Origin of the sequence: Pseudomonas moorei (genome assembly GCF_042846945.1) — a bacterium.
In the GTDB taxonomy this organism is placed as follows: domain Bacteria; phylum Pseudomonadota; class Gammaproteobacteria; order Pseudomonadales; family Pseudomonadaceae; genus Aquipseudomonas; species Aquipseudomonas moorei.
Genome location: NZ_AP035776.1, coordinates 1710464 through 1736365 on the forward strand (window position 1 = coordinate 1710464; position 25902 = coordinate 1736365).

26 protein-coding genes and 1 pseudogene are annotated in these 25902 nt (G+C 62.1%); 4 read left to right on the plus strand and 23 right to left on the minus strand.

Annotated features, from left to right (window positions below):
- Positions 1-42: 42 nt before the first annotated feature.
- From ACGJAX_RS08055 to ACGJAX_RS08150, 20 genes are all read right to left on the minus strand, one after another.
- Positions 43-1269, minus strand: coding sequence for a beta-ketoacyl-ACP synthase (locus ACGJAX_RS08055; RefSeq protein WP_248915279.1), 1227 nt, complete (start codon positions 1267-1269; stop codon positions 43-45).
- A complete protein-coding gene (gene fabG / locus ACGJAX_RS08060; protein WP_390958288.1) occupies positions 1269-1997 on the minus strand; it encodes a 3-oxoacyl-ACP reductase FabG in 729 nt (242 codons plus the stop codon). Before fabG ends, ACGJAX_RS08055 begins: the two co-directional genes overlap by 1 nt.
- Positions 1994-2467, minus strand: coding sequence for a hotdog family protein (locus ACGJAX_RS08065; RefSeq protein ID WP_090328290.1), 474 nt, complete (start codon positions 2465-2467; stop codon positions 1994-1996). The genes fabG and ACGJAX_RS08065 overlap by 4 nt, the downstream gene beginning before the upstream one ends.
- On the minus strand, positions 2464-3660 hold the full coding sequence (locus ACGJAX_RS08070) for a beta-ketoacyl-ACP synthase (protein ID WP_390958290.1): 1197 nt from the start codon (positions 3658-3660) through the stop codon (positions 2464-2466). Before ACGJAX_RS08070 ends, ACGJAX_RS08065 begins: the two co-directional genes overlap by 4 nt.
- Positions 3657-4274 (minus strand): hypothetical protein, encoded by a 618-nt coding sequence (locus ACGJAX_RS08075; RefSeq protein ID WP_247257851.1) that lies wholly within the window; start codon positions 4272-4274, stop codon positions 3657-3659. Before ACGJAX_RS08075 ends, ACGJAX_RS08070 begins: the two co-directional genes overlap by 4 nt.
- Positions 4274-4999, minus strand: coding sequence for a class I SAM-dependent methyltransferase (locus tag ACGJAX_RS08080; protein WP_390958292.1), 726 nt, complete (start codon positions 4997-4999; stop codon positions 4274-4276). Before ACGJAX_RS08080 ends, ACGJAX_RS08075 begins: the two co-directional genes overlap by 1 nt.
- Positions 4996-6243: a tryptophan 7-halogenase gene (locus tag ACGJAX_RS08085; RefSeq protein WP_390958294.1), complete on the minus strand. Its 1248-nt coding sequence runs from the start codon at positions 6241-6243 to the stop codon at positions 4996-4998. Before ACGJAX_RS08085 ends, ACGJAX_RS08080 begins: the two co-directional genes overlap by 4 nt.
- A complete protein-coding gene (locus ACGJAX_RS08090) occupies positions 6230-7390 on the minus strand; it encodes a sodium:proton antiporter (RefSeq protein WP_248915283.1) in 1161 nt (386 codons plus the stop codon). The genes ACGJAX_RS08085 and ACGJAX_RS08090 overlap by 14 nt, the downstream gene beginning before the upstream one ends.
- Positions 7387-9720 carry an MMPL family transporter gene (locus ACGJAX_RS08095; protein WP_390958296.1) on the minus strand — a complete coding sequence of 778 codons (2334 nt, stop codon included), beginning with the start codon at positions 9718-9720 and terminating at the stop codon, positions 7387-7389. The genes ACGJAX_RS08090 and ACGJAX_RS08095 overlap by 4 nt, the downstream gene beginning before the upstream one ends.
- Positions 9710-10429, minus strand: coding sequence for an outer-membrane lipoprotein carrier protein LolA (locus ACGJAX_RS08100; protein ID WP_390958298.1), 720 nt, complete (start codon positions 10427-10429; stop codon positions 9710-9712). Before ACGJAX_RS08100 ends, ACGJAX_RS08095 begins: the two co-directional genes overlap by 11 nt.
- Positions 10426-10851 (minus strand): thioesterase family protein, encoded by a 426-nt coding sequence (locus ACGJAX_RS08105; RefSeq protein WP_247257857.1) that lies wholly within the window; start codon positions 10849-10851, stop codon positions 10426-10428. The genes ACGJAX_RS08100 and ACGJAX_RS08105 overlap by 4 nt, the downstream gene beginning before the upstream one ends.
- A complete protein-coding gene (gene hutH, locus ACGJAX_RS08110; protein WP_390958300.1) occupies positions 10844-12388 on the minus strand; it encodes an aromatic amino acid lyase in 1545 nt (514 codons plus the stop codon). Before hutH ends, ACGJAX_RS08105 begins: the two co-directional genes overlap by 8 nt.
- On the minus strand, positions 12369-13310 hold the full coding sequence (locus tag ACGJAX_RS08115) for a glycosyl transferase (RefSeq protein ID WP_247257859.1): 942 nt from the start codon (positions 13308-13310) through the stop codon (positions 12369-12371). The genes hutH and ACGJAX_RS08115 overlap by 20 nt, the downstream gene beginning before the upstream one ends.
- The gene (locus ACGJAX_RS08120) at positions 13307-14041 is read right to left on the minus strand and encodes a glycosyltransferase family 2 protein (protein WP_247257860.1); all 735 of its coding nucleotides are present in this window, start codon (positions 14039-14041) and stop codon (positions 13307-13309) included. Before ACGJAX_RS08120 ends, ACGJAX_RS08115 begins: the two co-directional genes overlap by 4 nt.
- Before the next feature lie 155 nt (positions 14042-14196).
- Positions 14197-15876, minus strand: coding sequence for an AMP-binding protein (locus tag ACGJAX_RS08125; protein WP_390958302.1), 1680 nt, complete (start codon positions 15874-15876; stop codon positions 14197-14199).
- Complete coding sequence (locus ACGJAX_RS08130) at positions 15873-16418, minus strand: hypothetical protein (protein WP_390958304.1); 546 nt, start codon at positions 16416-16418, stop codon at positions 15873-15875. The genes ACGJAX_RS08125 and ACGJAX_RS08130 overlap by 4 nt, the downstream gene beginning before the upstream one ends.
- Complete coding sequence (locus tag ACGJAX_RS08135; RefSeq protein ID WP_390958306.1) at positions 16415-16669, minus strand: acyl carrier protein; 255 nt, start codon at positions 16667-16669, stop codon at positions 16415-16417. Before ACGJAX_RS08135 ends, ACGJAX_RS08130 begins: the two co-directional genes overlap by 4 nt.
- Positions 16670-16678: 9 nt before the next feature.
- A complete protein-coding gene (locus tag ACGJAX_RS08140) occupies positions 16679-16954 on the minus strand; it encodes a phosphopantetheine-binding protein (RefSeq protein ID WP_090328314.1) in 276 nt (91 codons plus the stop codon).
- Complete coding sequence (locus ACGJAX_RS08145) at positions 16935-17744, minus strand: 1-acyl-sn-glycerol-3-phosphate acyltransferase (RefSeq protein WP_090328317.1); 810 nt, start codon at positions 17742-17744, stop codon at positions 16935-16937. The genes ACGJAX_RS08140 and ACGJAX_RS08145 overlap by 20 nt, the downstream gene beginning before the upstream one ends.
- Positions 17720-18445, minus strand: coding sequence for a beta-ketoacyl synthase chain length factor (locus ACGJAX_RS08150; protein WP_390958308.1), 726 nt, complete (start codon positions 18443-18445; stop codon positions 17720-17722). Before ACGJAX_RS08150 ends, ACGJAX_RS08145 begins: the two co-directional genes overlap by 25 nt.
- A gap of 354 nt (positions 18446-18799) precedes the next feature.
- Between ACGJAX_RS08150 and ACGJAX_RS08155 the strand changes: the two genes are divergently transcribed.
- On the plus strand, positions 18800-19570 hold the full coding sequence (locus ACGJAX_RS08155) for a ParA family protein (protein WP_090328322.1): 771 nt from the start codon (positions 18800-18802) through the stop codon (positions 19568-19570).
- A gap of 28 nt (positions 19571-19598) precedes the next feature.
- Positions 19599-19676: pseudogene (locus ACGJAX_RS08160) on the plus strand (outer membrane lipoprotein carrier protein LolA); the annotation flags it as partial.
- A 1-nt stretch (position 19677) separates the two neighbouring features.
- Here ACGJAX_RS08160 and trxC read toward each other — a convergent pair.
- On the minus strand, positions 19678-20112 hold the full coding sequence (gene trxC, locus ACGJAX_RS08165; RefSeq protein WP_390958310.1) for a thioredoxin TrxC: 435 nt from the start codon (positions 20110-20112) through the stop codon (positions 19678-19680).
- Positions 20113-20308: 196 nt separating this feature from the next.
- Here trxC and ACGJAX_RS08170 point away from each other — a divergent pair, with 196 nt between their 5' ends.
- Both ACGJAX_RS08170 and ACGJAX_RS08175 read left to right on the plus strand, forming a co-directional pair.
- The gene (locus ACGJAX_RS08170) at positions 20309-20605 is read left to right on the plus strand and encodes a type II toxin-antitoxin system HigB family toxin (protein ID WP_390958312.1); all 297 of its coding nucleotides are present in this window, start codon (positions 20309-20311) and stop codon (positions 20603-20605) included.
- Complete coding sequence (locus ACGJAX_RS08175; RefSeq protein WP_390958315.1) at positions 20602-21003, plus strand: type II toxin-antitoxin system HigA family antitoxin; 402 nt, start codon at positions 20602-20604, stop codon at positions 21001-21003. Before ACGJAX_RS08170 ends, ACGJAX_RS08175 begins: the two co-directional genes overlap by 4 nt.
- Positions 21004-21009: 6 nt before the next feature.
- Here ACGJAX_RS08175 and selO read toward each other — a convergent pair whose 3' ends face one another.
- Positions 21010-22473: a protein adenylyltransferase SelO gene (gene selO / locus ACGJAX_RS08180; protein ID WP_390958316.1), complete on the minus strand. Its 1464-nt coding sequence runs from the start codon at positions 22471-22473 to the stop codon at positions 21010-21012.
- Between the two features lie 48 nt (positions 22474-22521).
- A complete protein-coding gene (gene mscK / locus ACGJAX_RS08185; protein WP_247257868.1) occupies positions 22522-25872 on the minus strand; it encodes a mechanosensitive channel MscK in 3351 nt (1116 codons plus the stop codon).
- Positions 25873-25902 lie beyond the last annotated feature (30 nt).

The following is a 25902-nucleotide window of genomic DNA, read 5'->3' on the forward strand; positions in this document are numbered from 1 at the left end:
GCAATCGCGAGCAGGCTCGCTCCCACAAGGGGGATGTTCTGCTTAAGGCCAGCGCTTGAAGATCAACGAAGTATTCACCCCGCCAAACGCAAAATTGTTGTTCATCACGTACCGGTTGCTCATCTGTCGAAACTCGCCGCGCAGGTAATCCAGCTTGCCGCAGTGCGGGTCGACTTCGTCCAGGTTCAGCGTGTGCACATACAAGTCGCGGTTCATCATTTCGATGCTGAACCAGGATTCCAGTGCGCCGCAGGCGCCGAGGGTGTGGCCGAGGAAGCTTTTTTGCGAGCTGATCGGCATGTGCTCGCCGAACAGGCTGCTGGTGGCAACGGTTTCGGCGATGTCGCCCTGTTCGGTGGCGGTGCCGTGGCCGTTGACGTAGCCGATGTCCGACGGCTTGAGTCCGGCGTCTTCCAGCGCCAGTTCCATGGCCCTGCGCATGGTGACTTGCTCCGGACGGGTGGTGTGCTGGCCGTCGGCGTTGCTGCCGAAGCCGACGATCTCGGCATGGATGCGAGCGCCACGGGCCAGGGCGTGCTCCAGTTCTTCGAGCACCAGCATGCCGCCGCCTTCACCGATCACCAGGCCATCGCGGGCGCTGTCATACGGCCGTGGTGAGGTCTGCGGGGCGTCGTTTTTCAGGCTGGTGGCGTAGAGCGCGTCGAAGACCATGGCTTCGGTCGGACACAGTTCTTCGGCGCCACCGGCCAGCATCAATGGCAGGCGTCCGAACTTGATCGCTTCATAGGCATAGCCGATGCCCTGGCTGCCGCTGGTGCAGGCGCTGGACGTCGGGATCAGGCGGCCGGTGAGGCCGAAGAAAATGCTGATATTGGCGGCCGTGGTGTGCGGCATCATCCGCACGTAGGAGTTGGCGTTCAGGCCCTCGGCGACCGAGTTGAGCAGCATGTTGCCGAACGCCTTGATCTCGTCGGTGCTGCCGGTCGATGAGCCGCAGGCGACGCCCATGCGCCCGTCCTTGATCGATTCATCGCCCAGCAACCCGGCGTCGGCCAGCGCCATCTCCGCTGCACCCACGGCAAGCCGCGACACCCGGCCCATGCTGCGCAGTTGTTTGCGCGTCCAGTGGCTCGGCACCATGAAGTCGTCGATGGGGCCGGCCAGACGGGTGTTGAGTTCGGTAAAGCGATCCCATTCGTCCATGCGACGGATGCCGCTGCGGTTGGCCGCGAAGTGGCCCACGATGGTTTCCCAATCGCTGCCCAGGGATGTGATGCCGGCCATGCCGGTGACGACGACGCGCTTCATCAACACAGGCCTCCGTTGACGGCCAGAACCTGCCGGGTGATGTACGAGGCTTCCGCCGACATCAGGAAATTCACCGCGCCAGCCACCTCTTCAGGGGTGCCCATGCGTTGAGCAGGAATCATTTTCATCAGTTCTTCCACCGGCACGTTTTCATCGAGCATGGCCGTGTCGATCAGGCCGGGTGCGACACAGTTGACGGTGATTTTGCGCTTGCCCAATTCGATCGCCAACGCCTTCGCCGCGCCGATCAATCCGGCTTTCGAGGCGCTGTAGTTGACCTGGCCACGGTTGCCGATCAGCCCGGACACCGAGGTGATGCAGACAATTCGCCCGGCGGCGCGACGACGGATCATCGGCATCATCACCGGGTGCAGCACGTTGTAGAAGCCGTCGAGGTTGGTGCGCATCACCACATCCCAATCATCCTCGCTCAGCGCCGGAAAAGCACCGTCACGCGTCAGGCCGGCGTTGAGCACCACACCGTAATAGGCGCCGTGGGCCTCGACGTCGGCTTCAAGGATGGCTTTGCAGCGGGCGCGGTCGGCCACATCGAATTGCAGGATACGGGCCTGGCGCCCCAAGGCCTCGATATCGGTCTTCACGGCTTCGGCGTCTGCCAGGCCGCTGCGGCAATGCAACACGATGTCGTGCCCGGCCTGGGCCAGGCGCAGGGCGATGGCGCGGCCGATGCCACGGCTGGAACCGGTGACCAGTACGGATTCAGTCATGGCTGTGTTCCTTGTGACGAGCTTTCGGGCTCGGAAAGATAGTGAGTCGGCTGGGGCGGGCGATACACGTTCAGACGGGCGGTGGCGTGAATGCCAGGTGCATTGATGTGGCATTCGAACACGCCCATGCCGTTATCGTCTTCGAGCGAGCGAATGCCGTGGATGGTCAGCTCGGTGCCGGCCGGGAAGCTTTCGACATTGCATTCGAATTTACGGCTGCCCAGCAGAAAGCCGAGCGCCACGGCATCGCCACGCTGGCGCGCATGGCAACCGGCGAAGGCGGCGACGCTCTGGGCCATCAGCTCAATCCCGACCCAGGCCGGCAGGCTGCCGTCCGGTTGGCTGAACAGACCATCGGGCCTGACGGTGAGACGGGTGTGGATCTGCTCTTCATCGAACGCCAGGATCTGCTCGATGAAGATCATGTCGCCAGCGTGGGGCAGCAGTTCGGCGAGCGGCCAGTCAATCATGGGGCGTCTCCGATAATCAGGCTGACGTTGTTACCACCGAAAGCGAAGGAATTGCTCATCAGGTAGCGGGGACCAATGGACGACAGGCGCGTGGCCGGGGTCACCCAATTCAGTGCGGGCAGTTCAGGGTCCGCCTGGCCATCCCAGACATGGGGTGGCAGGGCGTGCTCGTGATTGCCGGTGCTCAGGCTCAACCAGCAGAACGCCGCTTCCAGCGCTCCGGCCGCGCCGAGGGTGTGGCCGGTCATGGGTTTGGTCGAAGAGCAGGGCACCCCTTCAGGGAACACGGCCGCGACGGCGTGGCTTTCCATGGCGTCGTTATGTTGGGTAGCGGTGCCGTGCAGGTTCAGGTAGCTGATCTGTTGCGGTTGCAGTCCGGCGCGATTCAAGGCTTTGCGCATCGCTTCCTGTGCGCCGCGTCCGCTCGGTTCCGGTGCCGAAATGTGATGCGCATCCGAGCTGGCGCCGCTGCCCAACAGGGCAATCGGTTGGCTGTCGCCAGGCTGCTTGCTCATCAGGAACAGCGCGGCGGCTTCGCCGATGTTGATGCCGTTGCGGTTGCGCGAAAACGGGTTGCAGCGCTGCCCTGATACCGCTTCCAGTGCCGAGAAACCGTTGAGGGTCAGCTTGCAGAGGGTGTCGACGCCACCGCACAGGACCACGTCGCACACGCCCAGGTCCAGCAGGCGCTGGGCACTCATCAGGGCACGGGCGCTGGAGGTGCAGGCCGTTGAAATGACGTAGGTCGGCCCGCTCACTTGCAGCCAGTCGGCGAGAAAATTCGCCGGGGCACCGAGTTCCTGTTGCTGGTAGTCATAGTCGGCCGGGAATTGCTGCTCGCGGATGTAACAGCCCAGGCTCTCACTGGCTTCGTCGATGCCCGAAGTGCTGGTGCCCAGCACGATCCCGATGCGCTCGCGACCGTAGGTCTGGATGGCGCGATCAATGTCCGGGCGAATTTGCAGGGCGGCTTCCATCAGCAATTGGTTGTTGCGGCTGCGCTGGCGGATTAACTCGGGTGGAATCGCCGGCAGTTCGCCTGCGACCGCGCCCACCGGCAACGACCGTTCCGGCACCCAACCGGCCTCGCTGCACATGCCGGAGCAATCGCCGGCAAACAGGTTGCGCGCGATTTCCTGCTTGTCGCGGCCCAGGGCGCAGATCACGCCGAGGGCGTTCAGGTAGGCGGTCATGGTGCCTCCCCGCTCAGGGGCGTGACTTGATATTTCGGGCCTTTGGGCAGGTTCAATTCAAAGCTCATCGGTTGTGAATAACGAACGTCCCAGCGTTCGGGCAGGGTGCGTTGGGTGCCATGTTGCCAGGCCGCGGGATAGTTGCCGTGCAACTCGTCCCTGGGGGTCAGGGCAAACAGCAGCGCCGCGAACAGCTCCCGGGCTTCGGGGTTGGGCGGCAGCAGGCCGTCGGCATGCCAGGTTCCGTCGACCAGCTTCTGGCGTGCCTGCGGGATGCCCAGCAGGTCCATCATCGACCAGCGAATGCCCGGGCCTTCACGCTGGATCACCAGCACCCAGTCCTGACGTTGTTCGGCCTGCAGGCGCTGGATGTGCAATTGCAGCGGTAGCGACAGGTTCGGGGTCTGCTCGGGCAGCGGCGGCTGGCTGGCGCAGGCGCTGAGCAGCAGGGCTGCGGCAAACAGCAGAAATCGCAGAAAGCCTGCTATCCCTGTGGGAGCGAGCCTGCTCGCGATGACGGCAGTACAGTCGGCATTCAGGGTGACTGATCCACCGCTATCGCGTGCAGGCTCGCTCCCACAGGCCATGCATTCTGAGTGACGGATGGTGAGCATCAAACTCCACCTTTCAACGGTTTGCGCGCAACCACATTGACCAGGGTTTCTTCCCGTTGGCCAAAGGGTTTTGGCTGGCGCAAGCCCAAGCGTTCCAGCAGACCGAAATCCTTGGCACGGCTCCACCACAAGTACGGATAAGACACATTTTGCGGACCGAATTCAAAACCCTGACGGCGGATCATCTCCAGATACTGCGCGGCACTTTTTTGCACGTGCATCGGATGCCGGAACAACCAGCGAATGACCCAGGTATCAATGTATGCCTCGGTGGATTCGGCGAACAGCAGATAGCCGCCTGGCTTGAGCACACGGTAGAACTCGGCCAGTGCCTTTTCCTGCTCCACCAGATGATGGAAGGTCTGGTGACAGAACAGCAGGTCGACGCTGGCGTCCGGTACGGCAAGGGTGGCGCAGTCGCTGCCGATCAACTCCACGGCAATACCCTGATAGACCGCTTCTTCACGGCTCTGGTTCAGGCTGTGGGGATCGGCATCCACACCAATCAGACGTCCGGGCATAAAGGTCTGTTGCAGGTGCTTGAACGACTTGCCTTGACCGCAGCCGGCGTCCAGCAGCACCGGATTGCTCGGCAGCGGCTCGCTGAACAGGCTGCGCAAATCGTCGATCGCCACGCGCAGCACACGGTACTGCCAGGTGTAGCTGCGCAGGAACCAGAGGCCGAAACGGGTTTCTTCGACGTAGTTGTCGCTCAGGTAGCTCATGTCGCATCCCGTGCGCAGAGTTGGGAAATCACTTTCAGGCGGCGCTTGGCTTCGCTGACGAACGGGTTGCGCTCGTCCCAGGCGTAGCCGGCCAGGATCGAGCTGATCATGCGGCGGATCTCCCCGGAGCTGCCCTCGTGGTAAATCACGTCCTGGAAGGTCCCGGCGTACCAGCCTTCGACGTAGCAACGAAAGGTATCGACCCCGCGCTTGAGCGGCTCGGCAAATGCCTTTTCCCAGTCGACGGTTTCGCCTTGCAACTGCCGGTGCAGGACGCCGGCGGCCATGCTCGCCGAACGCATGGCAATGGTCACGCCGGACGAAAACACCGGGTCGAGGAACTCCGCGGCATTGCCCAGCAGCGCAAAACCTGGCCCGTGCAGGGCCTTGACGTTGGCCGAGTAGCCGCCGATGGTCCGCGCGGGCGTATCCCACACCGCATTGTTCATCACGCCGGACAGGCTGGGCGTCTCGGCAATGAAACCGCGCAGGCAATCGTCCAGGTTATCGGTGCGGCCCTCGAAATGCTCTGCGGCGGCGACCACACCGACCGAGCAACGGCCGTTACTGAACGGGATGGTCCAGAACCAGACGTCGCGTTTGTCGGGATGGGTGGTCACGAGGATCTTGGTGCGGTCGAAGGTCGGGTTGGTGATGCGGTCTTCGACATGGGTAAACACGGCCTGACGCACCGGAAAGTTCGACGGCGCTTCGAGGTCGAGCAGGCGCGGCAGCACACGACCGTAACCGCTGGCGTCGAGCATGAAGTCCGCCTCGATGCGGTATTCGCTGCCGTCCTCGCGACGCACGCCAAGCTGCGGGTGCGGCAAATCGACCTCGACGCTGACGATGGCTTCGCCGTAGCGGATTTCCACGCCTTGCAGCGCGGCCTGATCGGCCAGCAGTTTGTCGAAATCGGCGCGCTGGACCTGGAAGGTCGTCGGCTTGCCCTGGGTAAAGGTGTCGCCGAAATCAAAAGCGCTGTAACGCTCGCCCCAGGCAAACGCGGCACCGGTTTTCACCTGGAATCCCGCGGCATTGACGGCGTCCAGCATGCCCGCCTCTTCGATGAAATCCAGGCAGTGGGCCAACAGGCTTTCGCCAATGGAAAACCGTGGGAAATGCTGGCGCTCGATCACCAGCACGTCATGACCCTGGCGTTTGAGCAGCGCGGCGGCGATGGCCCCCGAAGGGCCTGCACCGATGACCACGATCTGGCGACGTTCCATTTCAACGGTTGGCATGGGGGCTCCTTGCCGGGGCGGCGGGTTTCAAGGGGATTCGATGCATGCCGGCCAGTGCCGGCAGCAGGGTGGCGATCAGGCCCATCAGCATCAGCGCAAAGTACAGCGCCGGACTGATGAGTTGTTGTTGCAACAGCAGGTTGAGAAACACGATCTCACTCAAGCCGCGAATGTTCAGTAACACGCTTTCCCGCCAGCGGCTGGCGCCCTGGAACGAAGCGCCAGCCCAGCCGAGGCCGAGCCAGTTGCCGAGCATTTTGCTGGCGATCGGCAATAGCAGCAGCGCCGCCAGTTGCACCCAGCCAAGACTGTCCATGGCGCTGTGCACATTGATCTGCACGATGCCGAACGTGAGGATCAGCGGGATGGCGATGTAGGTTTGCAGAAAAATCATCCAGCGCACCGGAAACGGCAGTATCAGCGGCGCCTTCAATACGGCCATCAGCAGCAGGTAACCGATACCGAAAATCAGCGCGTTGAGCTTGTAGTGTTCGGCCACCACCAGCAGCGCGAAAAAGCATCCGCTGTACAGCCATGCCTGGCGCAGGCCGAGCAGGCGCAGCAGCACCGGCAGACAGGCGCCGGCCAAGGGCAGCAACAGGCTGCTCAAATGCAGGGTGCCCTGGGCGATGGCGAACAGGGTCCAGCAGCTGAGATCGATGAGGATCGCTGTCTGCACCAGGCGCCGGGTGGCGGCGGGCGGGTAGTCGATGTGCCGCAGGTACAGGTACAACACCGGAATCGCGGTAATGGCGAATAACAGACCGACCGCCAGCGAGCTGATCCATGGCTGCGGTGGCAACAGCCAGAACGCCGTGGCCAGGCCGCAGGCAAACGGCAGGCAGAAACTCGGAAGGGCGATTTTCAGGCTCTGTCGATCCAGCTGCAGGTCGATCACATCGCTGAGGATGTAGCCCAGCAGCAGCGCGAAACTCAGGCTGTAGAGGTTTTTCAGCCAGATCGGCGACACCAGCGCCGCGCCACTGAGTTGCCAATGGGGTTCGATCCAGAAATACATCAGCAGCGGCAGGCCGACGGTTGCCAGCAATAACTGGCTGACAATCGGGATCAAGCCCAGATGCCGGCCCAGTCGGGTGGCCACGGCGAACAACGCCAGGGCCATCGCCCAGAACAGTGCAACCATCATTGTGCCGGCTCCTCGACGGGTGCCGCGTGCCTGTGCTTTCCGGCCCAAGGGGCGAGCATGAAGCTGAATATCAGGCCCAGGCTGACCGACAGACCGAAGTTGCTCACCGCCGGTGTGCTCGACACCGCCAGCAGGCCGAACGACAGCCAGGTGGTCAGCGCCGCCAGCAGGGTGCCCAGCAGACTCACGGCGGCACCGCCGACCTGCTCACGCATCAGGATCGCGTAATCGACGCTGATGGCCGTCACCAGCAGCAGGCCGAACAGGCTGAACAGGGTCAACGGCTGCCCCAGCCAGCCGAGGCTGGCGAGGCTGCACAGCGCGGCTAGCAGCGGCAGGGAAACAATGCGCAGCGCGCCCCCGAGGCCGAACGGCAGGATCAGCACCAGCACGATCAGCGCGCAGGAGGCGAGCTTCAGTTCTGCGGCACTGATCTGGGTAGCGGCGAAAACGTCGTTCAGTTCGCCAAGCCGGTCGACCAACTGCACGCCTGGCAGGTCCAGCGCCTGGATGCGCAGCAGTGACGGGTTGTTCAGGCCTTGCAGGCTGACCATGGCCGCCACGCCATCATCGGTCGGCCCCAGCCACAGCGCCCGATAGGGTTCGGCCAAGGGCCCGGCCAATGCGGCGTCGATGTCTTCGACGGGCAGCGCCTGCAAGGTTTTCAGCTCCGCTTGCAGCGCCTCGGCCGGCACGCCGACGTCGAGCAGCGGCTGCCAGACGTTCGGCAAGGCGTTCAACGCTTCACGCAGGTGAAGCTGCTCTTTCGGCGGGCTCACCAGTTGATTGAGCGACAGATAGCCCTGAAGTTTTTTCAGGTTGACCAGTTGATCCAGGCGTTCGCTCAGGGCGGTCTGGCGTTCCAGCAGTTCCTGTTGATTGGCCGCGCGCACCAGGAAGAACTGGCTGGTGGGTTGATAACCGGTAATGCGGGCAATGGTCTGGGCTTCGTCGGTCAATTGTTGGGGGGCGCCGACCCACTGGCGAATGTCATTGCGGGTCCCGAGGTGCAACAGGCCGCCGACGCAGAAGGCAATCAGCAGCGCAAACAGCACGGGCGTGCGCAGGCGCTGGAGCAACGCTTCACGCACCCCCAGCAAAAACTCGCAAACCCGCAGTGGCCATTGCGCCGGGCGCAGCTCTACACCCTTGAGCAGCGCAGGCAGCAGGCACACGGCGGACAAATAGGCACCCAGCAGACCGGCGGCGGAGAACACGGCAATCTGCGTCAGCGCGGGGAATGGCGTCCAGGCCAGGGCCAGGTAGCCGATGGCGCTGGTGATCAGGCTCAGGGTCAAACCGGGCAAGGTCAGGCGCAGGGCCGGCCAACTGTGCCAGGGTTTCAGGCTCCAGCTCTTGGACAGGTAATGCAGCGGGTAGTCGACCGCGACGCCGATCAGGCTCGACCCCAGCACCAGCGTCATCACATGCATGTGGCCGAACAGCGCCACGCACGCCACCGCGCCAAACAGCATGCCCACCAGCACCGGGACGAACGCCAGCAACACGCGCCAGCGGCGAAAGGCCAGCAACAGCAGCAACAGAATCCCCAGGGTGGCGCCGCCCCCCACCCAGGTCATCTCTCGGGTGGCCTGTCGTTGACCATTGGCTGCATAGAGCAAGCCGCTGGCCGCGAGCAGCTGCACATCAGACTCGGCTGCTTGTTCACGACTGCGCTGGAGCAGGTCGGCCACTTGCAGCGGCAGTTTCATGTCGAAGGCGTTGCCGGTGGTCCGCGCACGCAGTAGCACCCAGCTCTTGCCGTCGGCGTCGGCGATCAATGCGCCGCTGCCAATGTCCAGTTGCACCAAGCCGTGCTGCGGCTGGCTGTTCTGGATGCGCCCGGTCAGGCCCAGCCAGTCATCCTGGCTCGACACCAGGCTGAAACCGGTGAAGGGGTCGAACAGTGCTTGCACCCGTTGCTGGATAAAGGCGTCGGGGTGTTCGATCAATTGCTGGCGATCTGTTGCCGAAAGCATCGCCAGTCGGCCTTGCAGCAGTTGCGTGCGCAAGGCTGGCAAATCGGCTTGCAGGTTCCATTGGACCTTCTCGAACAGCCCGCTGGCCTGCCATTGATCGCCCAGTTTGTGCGCCATGGCGATGGCTTGCTGGCGATCGGTGTGACCGACCAGCACCAGCATCTCGCGGTTCAGCGGTTCCTGCATGCGTTGTTCGGCGCGCAGTTCCAGCGCGTCCGGCGTCGTGCCGGGCACCAGTTCCATCAGGTTGGCCGACAGCGGCGCACCGTCACGCCATTGCCAGCCGGCGAGCGCCAGTACCGCCAGCAGCAGGATCAGGAACAGCCGAGGAAGTGCGCGTTCACTCGGCAAAGTCGTGTTGCTCCGCGTCGCTCAACGGTTCGGTACTGACGCTGTCCTGCATGCGCAACAGGGTGCTGTCACCCTGGGTTTCCAGCAGCTCGATGCTGTGCACCAGTTCACCGCCCGTGATGTTGATCTGGGTGAACACCTGCTTGAGCAGCATCGAACGCGGCACCAGCGTCAGCCGCCAGTCCTGCGCTTCGCCGCTCAGCGACAGTTCGAAATCCCGTTGCAGCCCGCTGCTATCGCCTTGCAGGACGGCAAGGAAAAGACGGTTCTGCTCGGCCCCGGCGCTCTTGCCCGGCAACATCTGCCAGCCGCTGGGGTCGCGCCGGGCGATGCCTTGGTCGGTGATGCGGTAATCCTGCTGCAGCGGCGTTTTGAGCAGCCATAACAGACCGTGGTTTTTCGCCAGGACAAAGGTGCCTTTGCTGGTCAGTGGTTGAGGCAGTGCGCGCAGGTGTTTTTCCTGGATGAACTGGCCATGGATCACCTCCGGTTTGGCCAGTTGATCGCTGAGCTGTTGCAGGTCGAAGGCATTGGCCAGCCCCGGCATGCCCAGCAACACGCAGAACACTGCAGGAGCGAGCTTGCTCGCGAAAAACCTGAGAGCGCCGCGGAGTGCCAGGTGCCCAGCGGCATCGTTAACGACCATCGCGACGGTGCGACGATTCGACAGGCTCGCTCCTCCAGGGGAACGGGGCAGGCAGACAATCATGCCAGCATCCTCTCGACGGCTTCGGTGAACACCTTTGGCGAGGCCAGCTGCATTTCGCGGTTGTGCATGTTGACGGCCACCTGCACGGAAACGGCGCGGGTCAAGCGTTCGCCGGTTTCCAGGTCACTGATCAGGTAGTTGATCTTCAGACGGTTTTCCCACTCCACCAGATTGGCCCGCACGTTCAGTTTCTGCCCGAACACCGCGCCGCGCACGTAGCGCAGCTGCAGGTCGATCACCGGCCAGGCGTAGCCCGAGTCAGACATGGCGCTGTAGTTGTGGCCGATCTTGTCGAGCAAGGCGCAGCGGGCGACTTCCAGGTATTTGACGTAGTGGCCATGCCAGACGACGTTCATGCTGTCGACGTCAAAGAACGGCACGAGGATTTCCGTATCGGTGTGAAGCACTCCCTTGCTACGCATGCAGCCTCCAGTGTTGTTCAGCGATACGTTGCAGGCACAGGCGCAATTCGCCTTCCAGCGCGCGGTCTTCGATGACCGGCGGGAAGTCCTTGGCCAGTGCTTCGTGCATGGCCGCCAGGGCCGGTGGCAACGGCCGGGCGTCTTCGGCCTGGGCGCGCAGCCAGACGCCCTGGTTGGCGGCCAGCAGCGTGGCGGCGGCGACCTGTTCGGTCAGTTCCAGTACGCGGATGGCATCGCGGGCGGCGATGGTGCCCATGCTCACCTTGTCCTGGTTGTGGCACTCGGTGGAGCGCGAGAACACGCTGGCCGGCATGGTGTTTTTCAAGGCTTCGGCGGTCCAGGCGCTGGTGCCGATCTGCACGGCCTTGAAGCCGTGGTTGAGCATCGCGCGGTCGGCGCTGGCGCCGGACAGGTTGCTCGGCAGGCCGTGGTTGTAACGCTCGTCCACCAGCAGCGCGAGTTGGCGATCCAGCAGGTCGGCGACGTTGGCCACGAGGTTTTTCAGGCTGTCCATGGCGAACGCGATGTGGCCGCCGTAGAAGTGCCCGCCGTGCAGCACGCGCTCGGCCTCGGCATCGATGATCGGGTTGTCGTTGGCGCTGTTGAGTTCGATCTCGATGAACGAACGCAGCCAGTTCAGGCTGTCGGCCAGCACGCCGAGGACGTGGGGTGCGCAGCGCAGGGAATAGCGGTCCTGCAGGCGATGCAGCGGCGCGGTTGGCGCGTCGATCGCCAGGTCCTTGCGCAACCATGCAGCCACCTGCATCTGCCCCGGGTGAGGCTTGGCGGCGAACAGGCGTTCGTCGAAATGCTCCGGATTGCCTTGCAGGGCGACCACGTTCAGCGCGGTGATGCGCGTGGCCAGTTGCAGCAGGTAATCGGCACGGGCGTAGGCCAGGCAAGCGAGGCCGGTCATGACGGCGGTGCCGTTCATCAGGGCCAGGGCTTCCTTGGGCCGCAGCACCAGCGGCTGCCAACCGAGTTCGCGATGCACATCGGCGGCTTGACGACGTTCGCCGCGGAACATCACTTCGCGCTCGCCGGACAGGGTCGCGGCGACGTAGGACAACGGCGTCAGATCGCCGCTGGCGCCCACCGAGCCTTCTTCCGGAATCAGCGGCAGGATGTCGTGTTCGAGGAACGCTTGCAGGCGTTCGAGCAATTCCACCCGAACACCGGACACGCCGTGGCACAGCGACTGCAAACGCGCCGCCAGCACGGCGCGAGTGGCCTGGGCATCGAGCAGCTTGCCCAGCCCGCAGCCATGGAAGGTGTACAGATGACGCGGCAGCGCTTCGACGTGATGCAGCGGCACCGCCACCACGCAGGAGTCGCCGTAACCGGTGGTCACGCCATAGATCACGCCTTCCTTGTCCAATAGGGAGTCAAGGAATTGCGGGCCCTTGGCGATGCGCCGACGGAACTCGGGATCGCCTTGCAACTGCGTCGGCACCTGACGGTTGGCCAGGGCCAGCACGTCTTCGATACGCAAAGGGAGTTCGCCGAAGGTTACCGGCTCAAGCGTTGGCGTCGTCATCGGTCTTCCAGAAAGGGTAAAAGTTGAACCATTGTTGAGGTGCTTCGAGGCAATAGTGACTCAGGCGCTCGGCATAGCGGGAGGCCCACTGATGAATGACCTGCTCGCGGTCGCTGCGTTTCCAGGTGATCGACTCGGCGAACGGCTCAATCGTCAGCCGATAGTCGCCATCGGGTTTCTTCAGGCACAGCAGCAGGTTGACCGGGCATTTCAGCAGGCCCGCCAGCAGCCACGGCCCCTGGGGGAATTTCGCCGGGTGGCCGAGGAAGTCCACGGTTACGCTGCGCCCTCCGTGCAGCGGCACGCGGTCGCCAGCGATGGCCAGCCATTCGCCGCGCTCCAGGCGCTCGTGCAGTTGCAGCATGATCACCGGGTCCAGCTCGCTGACCTGAATCAGGCGCAGATTGGTCGCCCCCGCTTCGCCCAGCAGACGGTTGAATTGCTCGGCGTGCTTGGTGTGAACGAGCACGTTCATCGTGACCTTCTCGCCGATTTCCGCCAGGGCGCGGCACACTTCGAGGTTGCCCAGATGCGCGCCCACCAGCATCTGCCCGCGAGTGCCGCGCAACTGGTTACGCAGCAATGCCGGGTCGATGATTTCGATCTGCTCGATGCTCAGCTTGCCGTTCCACACATCGAGCTTGTCGAGCATGGAATCGGCGAACGCCATGAACTGGCCAAACACCCGCCATTGGTTCGGTCGCAAGTCGGGGCGAGCGCTCCAGTCCGCCAGTCGTTGCTGGTACTGCCAGGCGCTGTGGCGGGCGCTGCGACCGAACAGGAAGAAGTACAGCACGATGCCGTACAGCAACGGGCTCAACAGGCGTCGGCCGAGCACTTTGGAGGCGAACGCGGTGAACTTCATCAGCCAGAAACTGCCTCGCTCCTCGCGGTCGGCCCAGTGTTGCTTGTCCGCGTTCATCTGCGCCACCGTCGCCAGAGGATCAGGGGCGAGCGCAGCAACATGCCGAAGAACAGCCGGGTGTGCATGCTCGAAATCAGTACGTTGTCGTGGAACATCCGGAAGTGCGAAACGCCGTCCAGCGGGTAATGGACTTTGGTTTGCAGCCACTCCATCGGCAGATTGCGCCAGGCCAGGCGCACGAGAATGTCTGAGTCGAAATCCATGCGTTTGCCGATTTTCGTCGAATCGATCAGCGCCAGCGTCGGCGGCAACGGATAGAGGCGAAAGCCGCACATGGAGTCGCGAATCTGCAACGACAGGGTGTTGATCCAGACCATGACGTGAGTCAGGTAGCGGGCATACAAACGCCCCTTCGGTACGCTCTCGTCGTATTGCGGATAACCGCAGATCACGGCCTCGGGATGGGCGCGGGACAGTTCGATAAAGCGTGCGACGTCCTGCAGGTCGTGCTGGCCATCGGCATCCACCTGCAAGGCATGGCTGAAACCCAGGCGTGAAGCTTCGCGCATGCCGGTCATCACTGCGCCGCCCTTGCCCTGATTGGTGGTGAGGCGGATCAGGTGAACATCGTCGCGCAGGGCCAGTTGATCGAGCACCCTGGCACAGGCGGGGCTGCTGGCGTCGTCCACCAGAATGCACGGCAGATGACTGGCCAGCAGGGCATCGACCACGGTGGTGATCGCGGTTTCGTGGTTGTAGACCGGGATGATGGCGCAGGGTTTATGCATGCTCCGAAACCTCTGCAAGACCCTTGTGGCGAGGGAGCTTGCTCTCGCTGGGCTGCGAAGCAGACCCAAAAAGATCAATGGCGAGCGCTTCGCCCTCGAGCGGGAGCAAGCTCCCTCGCCACAAAAAGCACTCCATGAAGCTCTCTTGCCAAGGGTTATGCATGCGCAGCCTCCAGCAAAATCCGCCCGCTGGAGCAGGTGGCGGTTTCATTGCGGTAGGCGAAGTACAACTTGCTGCGCACCGGATCGAAACGCAGGTGCAACTGGACTTCATCGCCGGGGCGTACCAGTTGCTGAAACTTGAGCACTTCCATGCCGGCGAATTTTTCCGGCAGGTTCATCAATTGCTGGCCGAGCTTGAGCGCCCACTCCACTTGCACCACCCCGGGCAATACCGGCGCCCGGGGGAAATGTCCGCTGAAGTAAGCGAGGTCGGGCGGCACGGCCAGTTGCAGGCTCCACTCGCCCTGGGTTTCGACTTGTTCCAGCACCTGCGGTGCTTTGGGGCGCGGTGCCAATAGCAGGGCTTCGACATCGGCCTGGGGCAGTTTGCCCTGGCTGTTCAGCGGCAGTTGTCGCAGCAGGCGCCAGCGCCGTGGCAGGGCCAGGGCTTCGCAATGCTGGCTCAGGTGCTGGCGCAATGCCTGGGTGAGGCTGCGTCGGCCTTGATTGCGCAGGGCGTGCAACCCTGATTCGCTCAGGACCAGCAGCGCGCCCAGGGAGGCGCGGTTTTCCTGAACCACGCCGAGTCGCGCTTCGACGACCCACTCATGGTCCACCAAGGCCTTTTCCAGCATCGGCAGCGAGATGCGCTTTTCTTCCAGTTTGACGATCCGGTCCAGTCGTCCGAGCAGTTCGAAACGGCCATCCGCCGCGATGCGCGCAGCGTCGGCGGTGTGTTCGACATGGCCGGCCGGCAGGTAAGGCGAGGTGATCAGCAGCGCGCCGTCATTGTCCTGGCTCAGTTTTACGTCGGCGAAGGGCTGCCAGAGATCGTGGCCCTGGCGCCAGGCAATCCCGCCGGTTTCCGAACTGCCGAAGATTTCCGTCGGCCATTGATGCAAGCGTTGGTGCAGGCTTTGTGCGGCGTCTGCCGGCAGTGCGCCGCCAGACGAAAACACCCGGCGCACCGCGCTCAAGGCCGGCCAGTCGAGGTTGTCGCCCATACGTTTGAGCAGCGCCGGGCTGGCGACCCAGGCAAAGGCCGGGTGCTCGCGGCTGGCGCGTTGCAGGTCTTCCGGAAAGGCCAGTTGCTTGCGCACGAACGAACGCCCGGCGCACAGCGGCCACAGCACCCGAAACAGCAGGCCGTAAATGTGTTGAGTCGCCACGCTGCCGATGATGCAGGCCGGGCCCAGGTCGGCGCCCCACAGTTGCTCCAGGGCTTCAACTTCGTTGACCAGTTGACGCAGGGTTTTGTCGATGCGCTTGGGTTCGCCGCTGGAGCCGGAAGTGCACAGGCTCAGCGAGCAACGATCCAGGTCCAGTGCCGCGGCGCTGAGGGGGGGCGCGTTGAAATCGGTCAGGTGCGCGTCATCGGGCTGATCGGTCAGCCACAGGTCGACTTCGCTCGACCAGCGCTGGCGGGTCTGGGCTTGCAGATCGGTCGGCAACAAGACACTGACGCCGGCACGCCAGGCACCGAGCAGGGCGATGGCCAGGTCGGCGGCGTCTTCAAGGTGCACGGCAATGCGCCGCACACCCTGGGCTTGCAGGCCGGCGGCCAGGGTCAGGGCCTGTGTGCACAGTTGTGCGTGATTCAGCGGTGGTTCGGCCGTTACGGCACGATCCGCTTCAGCCTTGAGCAACAGGTGCTCAAGTTTTATCCAATTCATGGGCGGCCTCGTACCCGTTGTCGTATTAGCCATTCAATGGCAAACATCAGGCCTATCAATCCGTAGGAAAACAGGCCGGTGTATAACATCCACCAGCTCAGCGGCGCCCACAGTGTCAGGGCGGCAGCACACAAACCGTTGCAGAGAAAGAAAACGCTCCAGGCGATGGTCACCTGGCGGGTGTAACGAACGCCTTTGGCCGGCAGGTGCGGTTCACGCAGACGGGCAATGCGTTCGACCATGGGCGGGCCGTATATCAGGCTGAGCCCGAACAGCGCCAGCATGAAACCGCTGATCAGCACCGGATACCAGCGCAACAGCTCCGGGCTGTCGAACAACGCCAGCAACAGGCAGAACACGATCGCCACCGTGGCCATCCACTGGCTGCCGGGTCGTTGCCGTCCGGTCAGTGCGCGGGCCAGCCAAAGGCCGCCCAGCAGCAATCCGAACTGCCACGGGGCGAAGTGCTCCATGCCGAAATACACCGCAAAGGGGTACAGCAGGCCCGCCAGCAGCAGGCCGAGGCCAATCAATCGGCTCATGCGGCCGGTTGAACCAGACGGTAGACCGCCTCGACCACGTCGCTGACGGTGCGCACCGATTTGAATTCTTCGGCGGCGATTTTCTTGCCGGTCTCACGTTTGATGTGATCGATCAGGTCGACCGCGTCGATGCTGTCGATTTCCAGGTCCTGGTACAGGTTGGATTCGAGGCTCACACGCTGGGGGTCCAGTTCGAACAGCTCAACCAAGGCATCGCGCAGGGTGTTGAAAATGTCGTCACGAGTTTGCATGGTCCGGTCTCAAGCTGCCTGTTTTGCAGTGACGAACGCCGCAAGGCTCGCCACGTTGCTGAAGTGATTACGAGTGTCCTTGTCATCGGCGTCGATTTTGATGCCGTATTTTTTCTGGATCGCCAGGCCGAGTTCCAGGGCGTCTACCGAGTCCAGGCCCAGGCCTTCGCCAAACAGCGTCTGGTCGTCGCCGATGTCCTGGGCGCTCATGTCCTCGAGGCCGAGGGCTTCGATGATCAGGTCCTTTATTTCCAGCACCAGGTTCTTAGTGTGCAGATCGCTCATCTTCGGCGAGCTCCTTAATGAAGTAAGAATGCAAATAGTCGTTGAGCTTGCGCGAGGCCTGTGGAGGCGGGCCCTGCGCGGCGAAGGCCTGTGGGTCTATATCGGCCCCGACACGGAAACTGAAGTGCACGCGCCGTTTGGGGATCCGATACCAGGGCTCGGCCTTGGTCAATGTGGTCGGGCTGACCTTGATAACGACCGGGGTGAGGATTTTCGCACCCCGCAGCGCTATTGCCGCAGCCCCCCGATGAAAGGCCGGCGCCTGGCCCGGTTGGGTGCGGGTGCCTTCGGGAAAGATGATCAGGGTCTGGCCGTTTTTCAGTGCGTCGGCGGCGGCATCGAGCATCTCCATGCTGCCGTCGTTGCTGATGTAGTCGGTGCGGCGCAACGGGCCACGGGTGAACGGGTTTTCCCACAGGCTTTGCTTGACCACGCAGTTGCTGTGGCGCACCAGGCCGATCAGGAACACCACGTCGATCAGCGACGGGTGATTGGCAATGATCATTTGCCCCGGACGGCCGAGTTTTTCCGCGCCTTGAATGTCGTAGGTCAGCACCCCGACACGGGTCATGAACCGGACGAAGAACCAGAAGCAACGACTGACGGTTTGCCGCGCGCGCAAGCGGTGGGTCTGGGCATCGCCCGGCAGGCAGCCCAGCAGCGGGAAAATCACCAGGCGCAGGCACATGCCGCCCACCCCGAACAGGGTAAAGCTTGCGGCGGTGGCCAGCAGGCGCCAGTAGTAGGCGTCGCGGTTTTTCTCGGTCACAGGTTGCGTTGCCAGGTCCATACACGATTTTTCCAGGCATGTTGGCAGGTGGTTTGCTGGCCCAGCAGCGTAGGCAATAGATTCAGCGCATGGGGCCAGCGAGCGTTGGACAACGCAACCGCGGGGCTGTTCAGGGACAGCTGCCAGTCATTTCCGGGGGTGACCAGCAGGCCGACGGCATAGGGGAAGGGCACATCGTCGATCCAGGTCGAGTAGGCCTGGGGCGGTTGTTCTTCGGTGATGATCACCAATACCGCGGACGCGCCTTCCTTCAGCAGTGCCGCAGCCTCCAGCATGCCATGCTCCAGGCCATCGCCTGCCGCAGCCAGGGCCGTCATTTCGCTGGTTTCGCCGCGCATGATCGACCACAGGCCGATGATCGCGTTGTGCACGGAAAGGCTGAAATGGGTCGGCGACAGCGGCTGGTCGGTGGCCAGGTCGCTGAGAATGTCGAGGGTGCGAGGGGTTTCGCCATGACGGGAAATAAAGACCAATGGCAGGTCCTGGCGACCTTCGGCCAATGGCCAGCCGACGCTGAACGCCATGCGCGCCAGTCGGCTGAGTCGACGGCGCTGCATGGCTGGCAGAAATGACACGTCGGGGGCCGCATCGCTGACCGGCAACACAACCGGCTGTTGGCTCCAGACCTGCCAATCGTCCACGCTTTCGAGCCCCGGGGCCCACGCGCGCCACTGGGCGATGTTGAAATTGATCACAGACATTCATCCCGCCCTTGCGGGCTTGCTTGACGCAGTGACTGGCTGAAAGCCACGACTCACTTGCGTGGCGCCTGGCGCCGAGTGGCGAGCATTATCCCGGTGCGACCAACGCGTAGCAAATACTGGTTACATTTTGCTCAATGATAAGGGATCGGCAGTGCATGAAAAATCTTATGTTTGACAATGATTCACATTGTCGAGGGGCCGTCTGTCGGTTCTGTCTTCGCGCCATGGGCCTTTTGCGGCTTTTTCAGCGAGAGATATCGGCTGACCGGGCGGTCCCTGTCTCTGCGAGGTAGCGAAGCACTGCCGAGGACCACTACACTCGGTCATTCTTTGATACACGGAGGTTTAGACATGCGGCGCGTGGTGTTCAATCAGAAAGGTGGTGTGGGCAAATCCAGCATTGCCTGCAATCTGGCGGCGGTCAGTGCCAGCGAGGGTTACCGTACCCTGTTGGTGGATCTCGATGCCCAGGCCAACTCCACTCAGTACCTGACGGGACTCACCGGCAACGACATCCCGATGGGTATTGCCGACTTCTTCAAGCAAACCCTGTCTTCCGGGCCGTTCGCGAAAAAGAATCAGGTCGATATCTACGAAACCCCGTTCGATAACCTCCATGTCATCACCGCCACGGCCGAACTGGCAGACCTGCAGCCAAAGCTTGAGGCCAAGCACAAGATCAACAAGCTGCGTAAGTTGCTCGAAGAGCTCGATGAGGATTACGACCGAATTTACCTCGATACGCCGCCGGCGCTGAATTTTTATGCGGTTTCTGCGCTGATTGCCGCTGATCGTGTGTTGATCCCCTTCGATTGCGACAGTTTCTCGCGTCAGGCGCTCTATGGCCTGCTGGCGGAAATAGAAGAGTTGAAGGAAGACCACAACGAGGGTCTCGAAGTCGAAGGCATCGTGGTCAACCAGTTCCAGGCCCGGGCCAGCCTGCCCCAGCAAATTCTCGACGAACTGATTGCCGAAGGCTTGCCGGTATTGCCGGTGTACCTGGCCAGCTCAGTGCGCATGCGCGAATCCCATCAGGCCAATACGCCGCTGATTCATCTCGATCCACGGCACAAGCTGACGCAACAGTTCGTTGAGTTGCATAGCCTGCTGGAAAACGCCTGAAACCTCTGTAGGAGCAAGCTTGCTCGCGATGGTCGTCAACGATAACGCTGGAAGCCTGACACGCCGCGTCGCCCTCAGGTTTTTCGCGAGCAAGCTCGCTCCTACATTCAGATTCCCTGGCTACGCAACCAACTCATCAGCTGCGGCAACGGGAACGCCCCGCTCTGGCGGGCGACTTCCCGGCCGTTCTTGAACAGGATCAGGCTCGGAATCGAGCGAATGCCCAACTGCGCCGACAGTTGCTGGTTCGCCTCACTGTCCAGCTTGGCCAGTCGACACTTGCCCGCCAATTGCCCGGCCACCTGCTCGAACACCGGTGCAAAGGACTTGCACGGCCCGCACCAGTCCGCCCACACGTCCACAAGCAACGGTAAATCGCCCTTGATCTGGCTGGCGTAGTCGCCTTGTTTCAGCTCAAACGGTTTATTCAGCAGAACCTCGGCTTTGCAGCGACCGCATTTTGGATGGTCATTCAGGCGTTCGGCCGGGATACGGTTGAGGCCGTTGCAGTGGGGGCAGGGGATGAGGAGTGGGTCGGTCATGAGCGTGGTCCTGTATAGAAGCCGATAATTCCTAGTTGGAGACGTTTGCTCACCTTTTCAATCTCACACTCTCCGGCGACGAAACTAGGCTGAGTCGCACTGAGCGAGGACCGCTGGTCTGCTCAGGAATATCGCAACTTGCGATATTTTCGATCTGAGATTAACTTTCCATAGCAAAATGCGATAAGGATGTTGCATGCATGTTCTCACCGAAAAAAGAGTACGCGAAGCCAAGGCCAAATGGCCAATGGCAGCCAGCGCGCTGGATCATTGGTATCAATTGGCCAAAGGAAGCAATCCGTCTGACTTTGCGGCGATGAGAGCCACATTTCCTGCGGTCGACAAGGTGGGTGAATTTCATGTTTTCGATATCGGTGGCAACAAATTGCGGCTGATAGCTTTTGTCAGATATCGATCGCAGAAGCTTTATATCAAGTGTGTGCTGGACCACCGTGAATATGATCGCGGCAAATGGAAGGAGATAGGAACATGAGTATCCTGATCAAAAGAGCTGCCGAGCACTGGGAGTTTGTCTCACCGCTTCTTCGGAAACCGAAAAGCGAAGATGACTATGACATGCTGGCACAGGCGCTGGACGAGTTGCTCGAGATGACCGGCGATGATGAGTCCCACCCGCTGATGAGCCTGGTGGATATCATCGGTGACTGGATTGAGGAGTGGGATCATAAGCATCACCCGATGCCGAAGCCTGGCGGGGTCGAGGTTCTTGGCTACTTGATGCGTGAGCACGGCCTGAGCCAGAGCGACCTGCCGGGCGTCGGCGCTCAGTCTGTCGTTTCCGAGATCCTGAGCGGCAAGCGCCAGCTCAACTTGCGTCAGATCCGCTGGCTGGCCGAGCGCTTTGGTGTGTCGGCGGAGGTCTTTATCTGACACGTCTCACGACGAGCAACTGATCTCCAGATGCTTGCCCCATTCAGGTGGCCGTTCGGCGTAGCTTTCCATCCCCGGTTGCTCCTCGAACGGCTTGCTCAGCACCGCGTGCAGGCGTTGGACTTCCGAGTAATCGCCACGTTCGGCGGCATCGATAGCCTTTTGCGCCAGGTAGTTACGCAGGACGTACAGCGGGTTGACCGCATGCATCCGGGCACGGCGTTGTTCCTGATTCAGTTCGCCTTCCCGGGCTACCCGGGCGATGTACTGCTCGCCCCAGGCATCGAAACCCTTGAGGTCGACGAAGTCATCGCGCAAACGGGCGACGGCCGCTTCCGGTGATTCTTCACCCAGGCGGCGGAAGAACAGGCTGTAATCCACGCCGCTGTTTTGCATCAGTTGCAGCAGGTGCTCCAGCAGTTTCTGGTCATCGTCTTCAGCTGTGGTCAGGCCGAGGCGGCGACGCATCAGGTCGAGGTAATGGGCCTGGAACAGCGGCAGGTACAGCCCCAGTGTTTCGCGCAGGGCCTCGACGCTGATGAACGGCGTCAGGGCCTGAGCCAGGGCGCTGAGGTTCCATTGGCCGATGGGCACCTGGTTGCTGAAGGAGTAGCGGCCCTGGTCATCGGAGTGGTTACAGATGAAGTTGGCGTCGAAGTCGTCGAGGAAGGCGAACGGGCCGAAGTCGAAGGTGATGCCCAGGATCGACATGTTGTCGGTATTCATCACCCCGTGGCAAAAGCCGTACGCCTGCCACTTGGCGATCAGTTCGGCGTTGCGCTCGACGATCTCGCGGAACATCGCCAGATAAGGTTCCGGTTGTTCCAGGCACTCGGGAAAGTGCATGGCGAGGATGTGATCGCCCAGTTCTTTCTGCTGCTCGGGACGCTTGGTGTAGTAGAAATATTCGAAATGCCCGAAGCGTACATGGCTCGGTGCCAGGCGCAAGACCATGGCTGCGCGTTCCTGTTTCTCGCGCCAGACCGGTGTATCGGAGCCGATCACGCACAGCGCCCGGGTGGTCGGGATGTTCAGGGCGTGCAGGGCTTCGGAGGCGAGGAATTCACGGATCGACGAACGCAGCACGGCCCGTCCGTCGCCCATGCGCGAGAAGGGCGTCTGGCCGGCGCCTTTGAGGTGCAGGTCCCAATGTTCGCCGGCCTCGTTGTACACCTCGCCCAACAACAATCCGCGACCGTCGCCCAGTTGCGGGTTGTAGGAGCCGAACTGATGACCGGAGTAGACCATCGCCCTCGGAATGGCATCGGCCCAGAGTTTGTGGCCGCTGAACAACTCGGCGAACTCCTGGGTTTCGGCGACGGCCGGGTCGAGGTCCAGTAGCGCCATGGCGGCAGGGCTGGCCACGACCAGGCGCGGGTTGTCGATGGGCTCGGGCAACACATGGGCGGAAAACGCGTCGCCCAGGCGGTCGAAGCGATTATCGAAGGTCAGTTCGTCGAGGGCTTTCAAAGGCCGTCTCCAGCAGAATGTCCGAGCATTCTGCTGGGGAATGGCCGGTTAGTCGAGTTTGGCGGCGGGCGGCTCTTGCTGCGGTTTGCCATCAACGGGCGACGCGGTGGTTTTGGTTTCCGGCTCGATCGGCACCAACTTGTATTCCTGACCGTGGAGGTTCTTGAGGTAGACCTCCATCTGCCGGAACGAGATGTTGATGTGCTGTTTCTTGAACTCGCGGTTGATGAAGCGGTTGACTTCATCGATCACCGGGTTTCGGTCGCCGAGATCGCGCACGTGCATGCGCAACTCGTGGTCGAGGGTACTTTCACCAAAGTTCAGGAAGTACACATGCGGTTCCGGATCCTTCAGCACGCGGGGGTTATCGCGGGCCGCTTTCAACAGCAGTTCTTTGACCAGGTCCAGGTCCGATCCGTAATCGACGCCAAGCTTGAGGGTGACCCGGGTGATGGTGTCGGTCAGCGACCAGTTGATCAATTGCCCGGTAATGAACGTTTTGTTCGGGACAATGATGTCCTTGCGGTCGAAGTCGGTGATGGTCGTGGCGCGGATGCGGATCTTGCTCACCGTCCCCGACAGGTTGCCGATGGTGATGGTGTCGCCGATCCGCACCGGGCGTTCGAACAGGATCATGATGCCGGAGATGAAGTTGGCGAAGATCTCCTGCATACCGAAACCGAGGCCGACCGAGAGTGCCGCCACCAGCCATTGCAACTTGTCCCAACTCACGCCAAGGGTCGACAGGGTCGAGACGAAACCGACGCCAGCGATCACATAGGACAGCAGCGTGGTGGTGGCGTAGGCGCTGCCCTGGGCCAGGTTGAGTTTCGACAGCACCAACACTTCCAGCAGGCCCGGCAAGTTACGCGCCAGGGCAAAGGTGATGCCGATGATGATCAGCGCGCCGAGCATGTCGCCGATGCTGATCGGCACCATGCTCATGTTGGCGCCGGTGCCGCTGGTGTATTCGTAGAGGGTGATGTTGTCCAGGTACGAGAACACGGTGATCAGGTCGGCCCAGACCCAATACAGCGCTGCGATGAAGCCGCCGAGCAGTGCCAGGCGGATCAGGCGCAGGGACTGTTCGTTGACCTTCTCGATGTCCATGGTCGGTTCTTCGATGACCGCTTCGCCGTCGCCGGCCTCTTTGGCGGCCTGACGTTTGGCCAGGGCGCGCTGGTAGGCCAGACGCCGGGCGGCCACGCTGAGGCCGCGTACGAAGGTGGCCTCGATCACCAGCCAGAACATCAGCAGGTACAACGTGTTGATCAAGCGGTCGCTGAGTTTCAGCGCGGTGTAGTAGTAGCCGAAGCACACGGCGACGAACAGGGCGACCGGCAGGGCCGTGAACAGAATCCCCACCGCTTTGCGGAACAGCGAAGCGTTTTCATGGGTCGGGCTGCCGATCAGCAGGCGGCTGAGCAGCAAGGTCATCAGGGCGTAGCAGATCAGCACCACCGGCATGCCGAGCACGTCATCGGCCAGCGCCGCCGGTTGCAGTTCGGCCACGGCCACGACTGTCACCAGAGCCATGACGACCATGCCCAGACGACGGATCCAGCCGCGCAGGAACTCGACCTGGGGCTTTTCCCAGCGGAAGTGCAGTTCCGCCACACCGCGCGGCGCGAGGATGCGATAGGCGGTATAGAACACCAGCCAGGCCCCGGCCATTTGCAGCAGCGCCGCGCCCATATTGGCGTTCTGCCCGCGGGCGTCGATTTGCAGCGCCAGGCCGCACAAGCCCAGGCCCAGCGAAACCGGCATGGCCAGCAGGATATTGATCAGGATCGCCTGAGGCGTGTGCCACTGGCTGTCGCGCTTGAAGTGGCCGATGTCCTGGTGAACCTTGTTCAGGCGGGCGTACAGATTCTTGCGTCGCCACAGCAGGGCACCGATCAGCAGCGCCAGTGGCAGGAACAGCAGCGGCCGCTGGGTCAGGCCATCGGTCAGCTCGCTCAGGCTCGAGGCCAGCGGCAGGCTGTCGACCTGGCGTTGCAGACGCTCCGGTACGCTGCGTATCCATTCGAGGTCCAGCGGTTTGTTGCTGGGAATCCAGAACATCTGCTCATCCAGCGTCGCCCGCAGGCTTTGCGCGGTGCTGAGCAGTTGCTTCTGATTCAGTTGCAGCGTGATCGATTCATTGAGCACCGCGCTCAGCTCGCGGTTCAGGCGTTCCAGCAGGTCGGCGCGGGTCGTGGCCAGTTCCAGCAGGCTTTTGCGTAGTTGCGGGGTGACTTGCTCGGGCGTTTGGGTCGACAGCAAGTTGTCGACATACGTGGCCGGGTTGCTGAGCAATTCCCGTTGCTGGCTGACTTCGAATTGATACAGGCGGATGTCGGCGATCTGGTCGGCCAGGTTGCGGTCGACCCTCAGGCGCGGCAGGGCCTGTTTCTGTTTGTAGAGGATCTTCGACAGCAGCAGGCTGCCCTTGAGCACGTTGATTTGCTCGTCCAGGGCCGAATCGCTCTGGGTCAGGCTGTCCAGTTGTTGCTTGGTCTGCAGGTTCTGCTGGGTGACTTCATTGAGGCGGTCAGTGCTTTTGAGCAGGTAGTCGGAAAGCTTCAGGTTGGCCGCGCTTTCGGTGGCCAGCAGGCTGCTGCCCCCCGCCTTCTGCGCTTCGATGGATTGCTGCGTCACCGTTTCCTGGGATTGGGCCAGGCGCTTCTGGTTGATCAGGCTTTGCAGGTCCTGAATTTCCTGGTCGAGACGGTCGGAGCGTTCCGAGAGCAGGTCATGCTGGCTGTTGCCCAGATCTTGCAGTTGGGTGTTGCCGGCCAGTTCCTGGCGTCGCAGCGGGATCAGGGCGTTCAGTGCCGCCTGCTCGGCATTCAACTGGTCGCGTTGCTCGGCGCTCAACGTCTTGCCGCTGTCCTTGCCGGTCTTGAGGATGTTGTTGATCTGCTGAATGCGCGTCTGGCTGGCTGAAATCTCTGCCTGGGCGCGCTCGGGGCGGGTCTGGGCGGTAATGATCAGGGTATTGGCGTCGCCCAGGGCTTTTTGCAGATCGCTTTGCTGGGTCGAACGATCGGTCAGCATTTGCTCAAGTTGCTGAATCGACTCTTTGGTAAAGCGTTGCGCCACCGGTACCACGCTGCTGGCCTTGAGACGCGCCAGCTCGCGCTGGTTTTCGATGGTCTGTTTGGGCGCGGTGGCCAGCTGCTGCTTGAGATCGCTGAGCTTCTGCTCGTAATCACGCCGGTTGTTGAGCTGTGTCAGCGTGTTTTGCAGGACCGATTGCAGGGCCTTTTGATCGGCTTCCGGCAGTTTGCGGTCGGCGATTTTGTCCAGGCTCGCTTGCACGGCTTCGCGGGACGGCGGTTCGGCGGCTTGTAACGTACCGACGGAGAGGCTCAGGCCCAGAAGGACCATGACAAAAAAGGTGCGCAGGCTTGACATAGAGACCGATCAAAAAGCGAAACGAAGTGT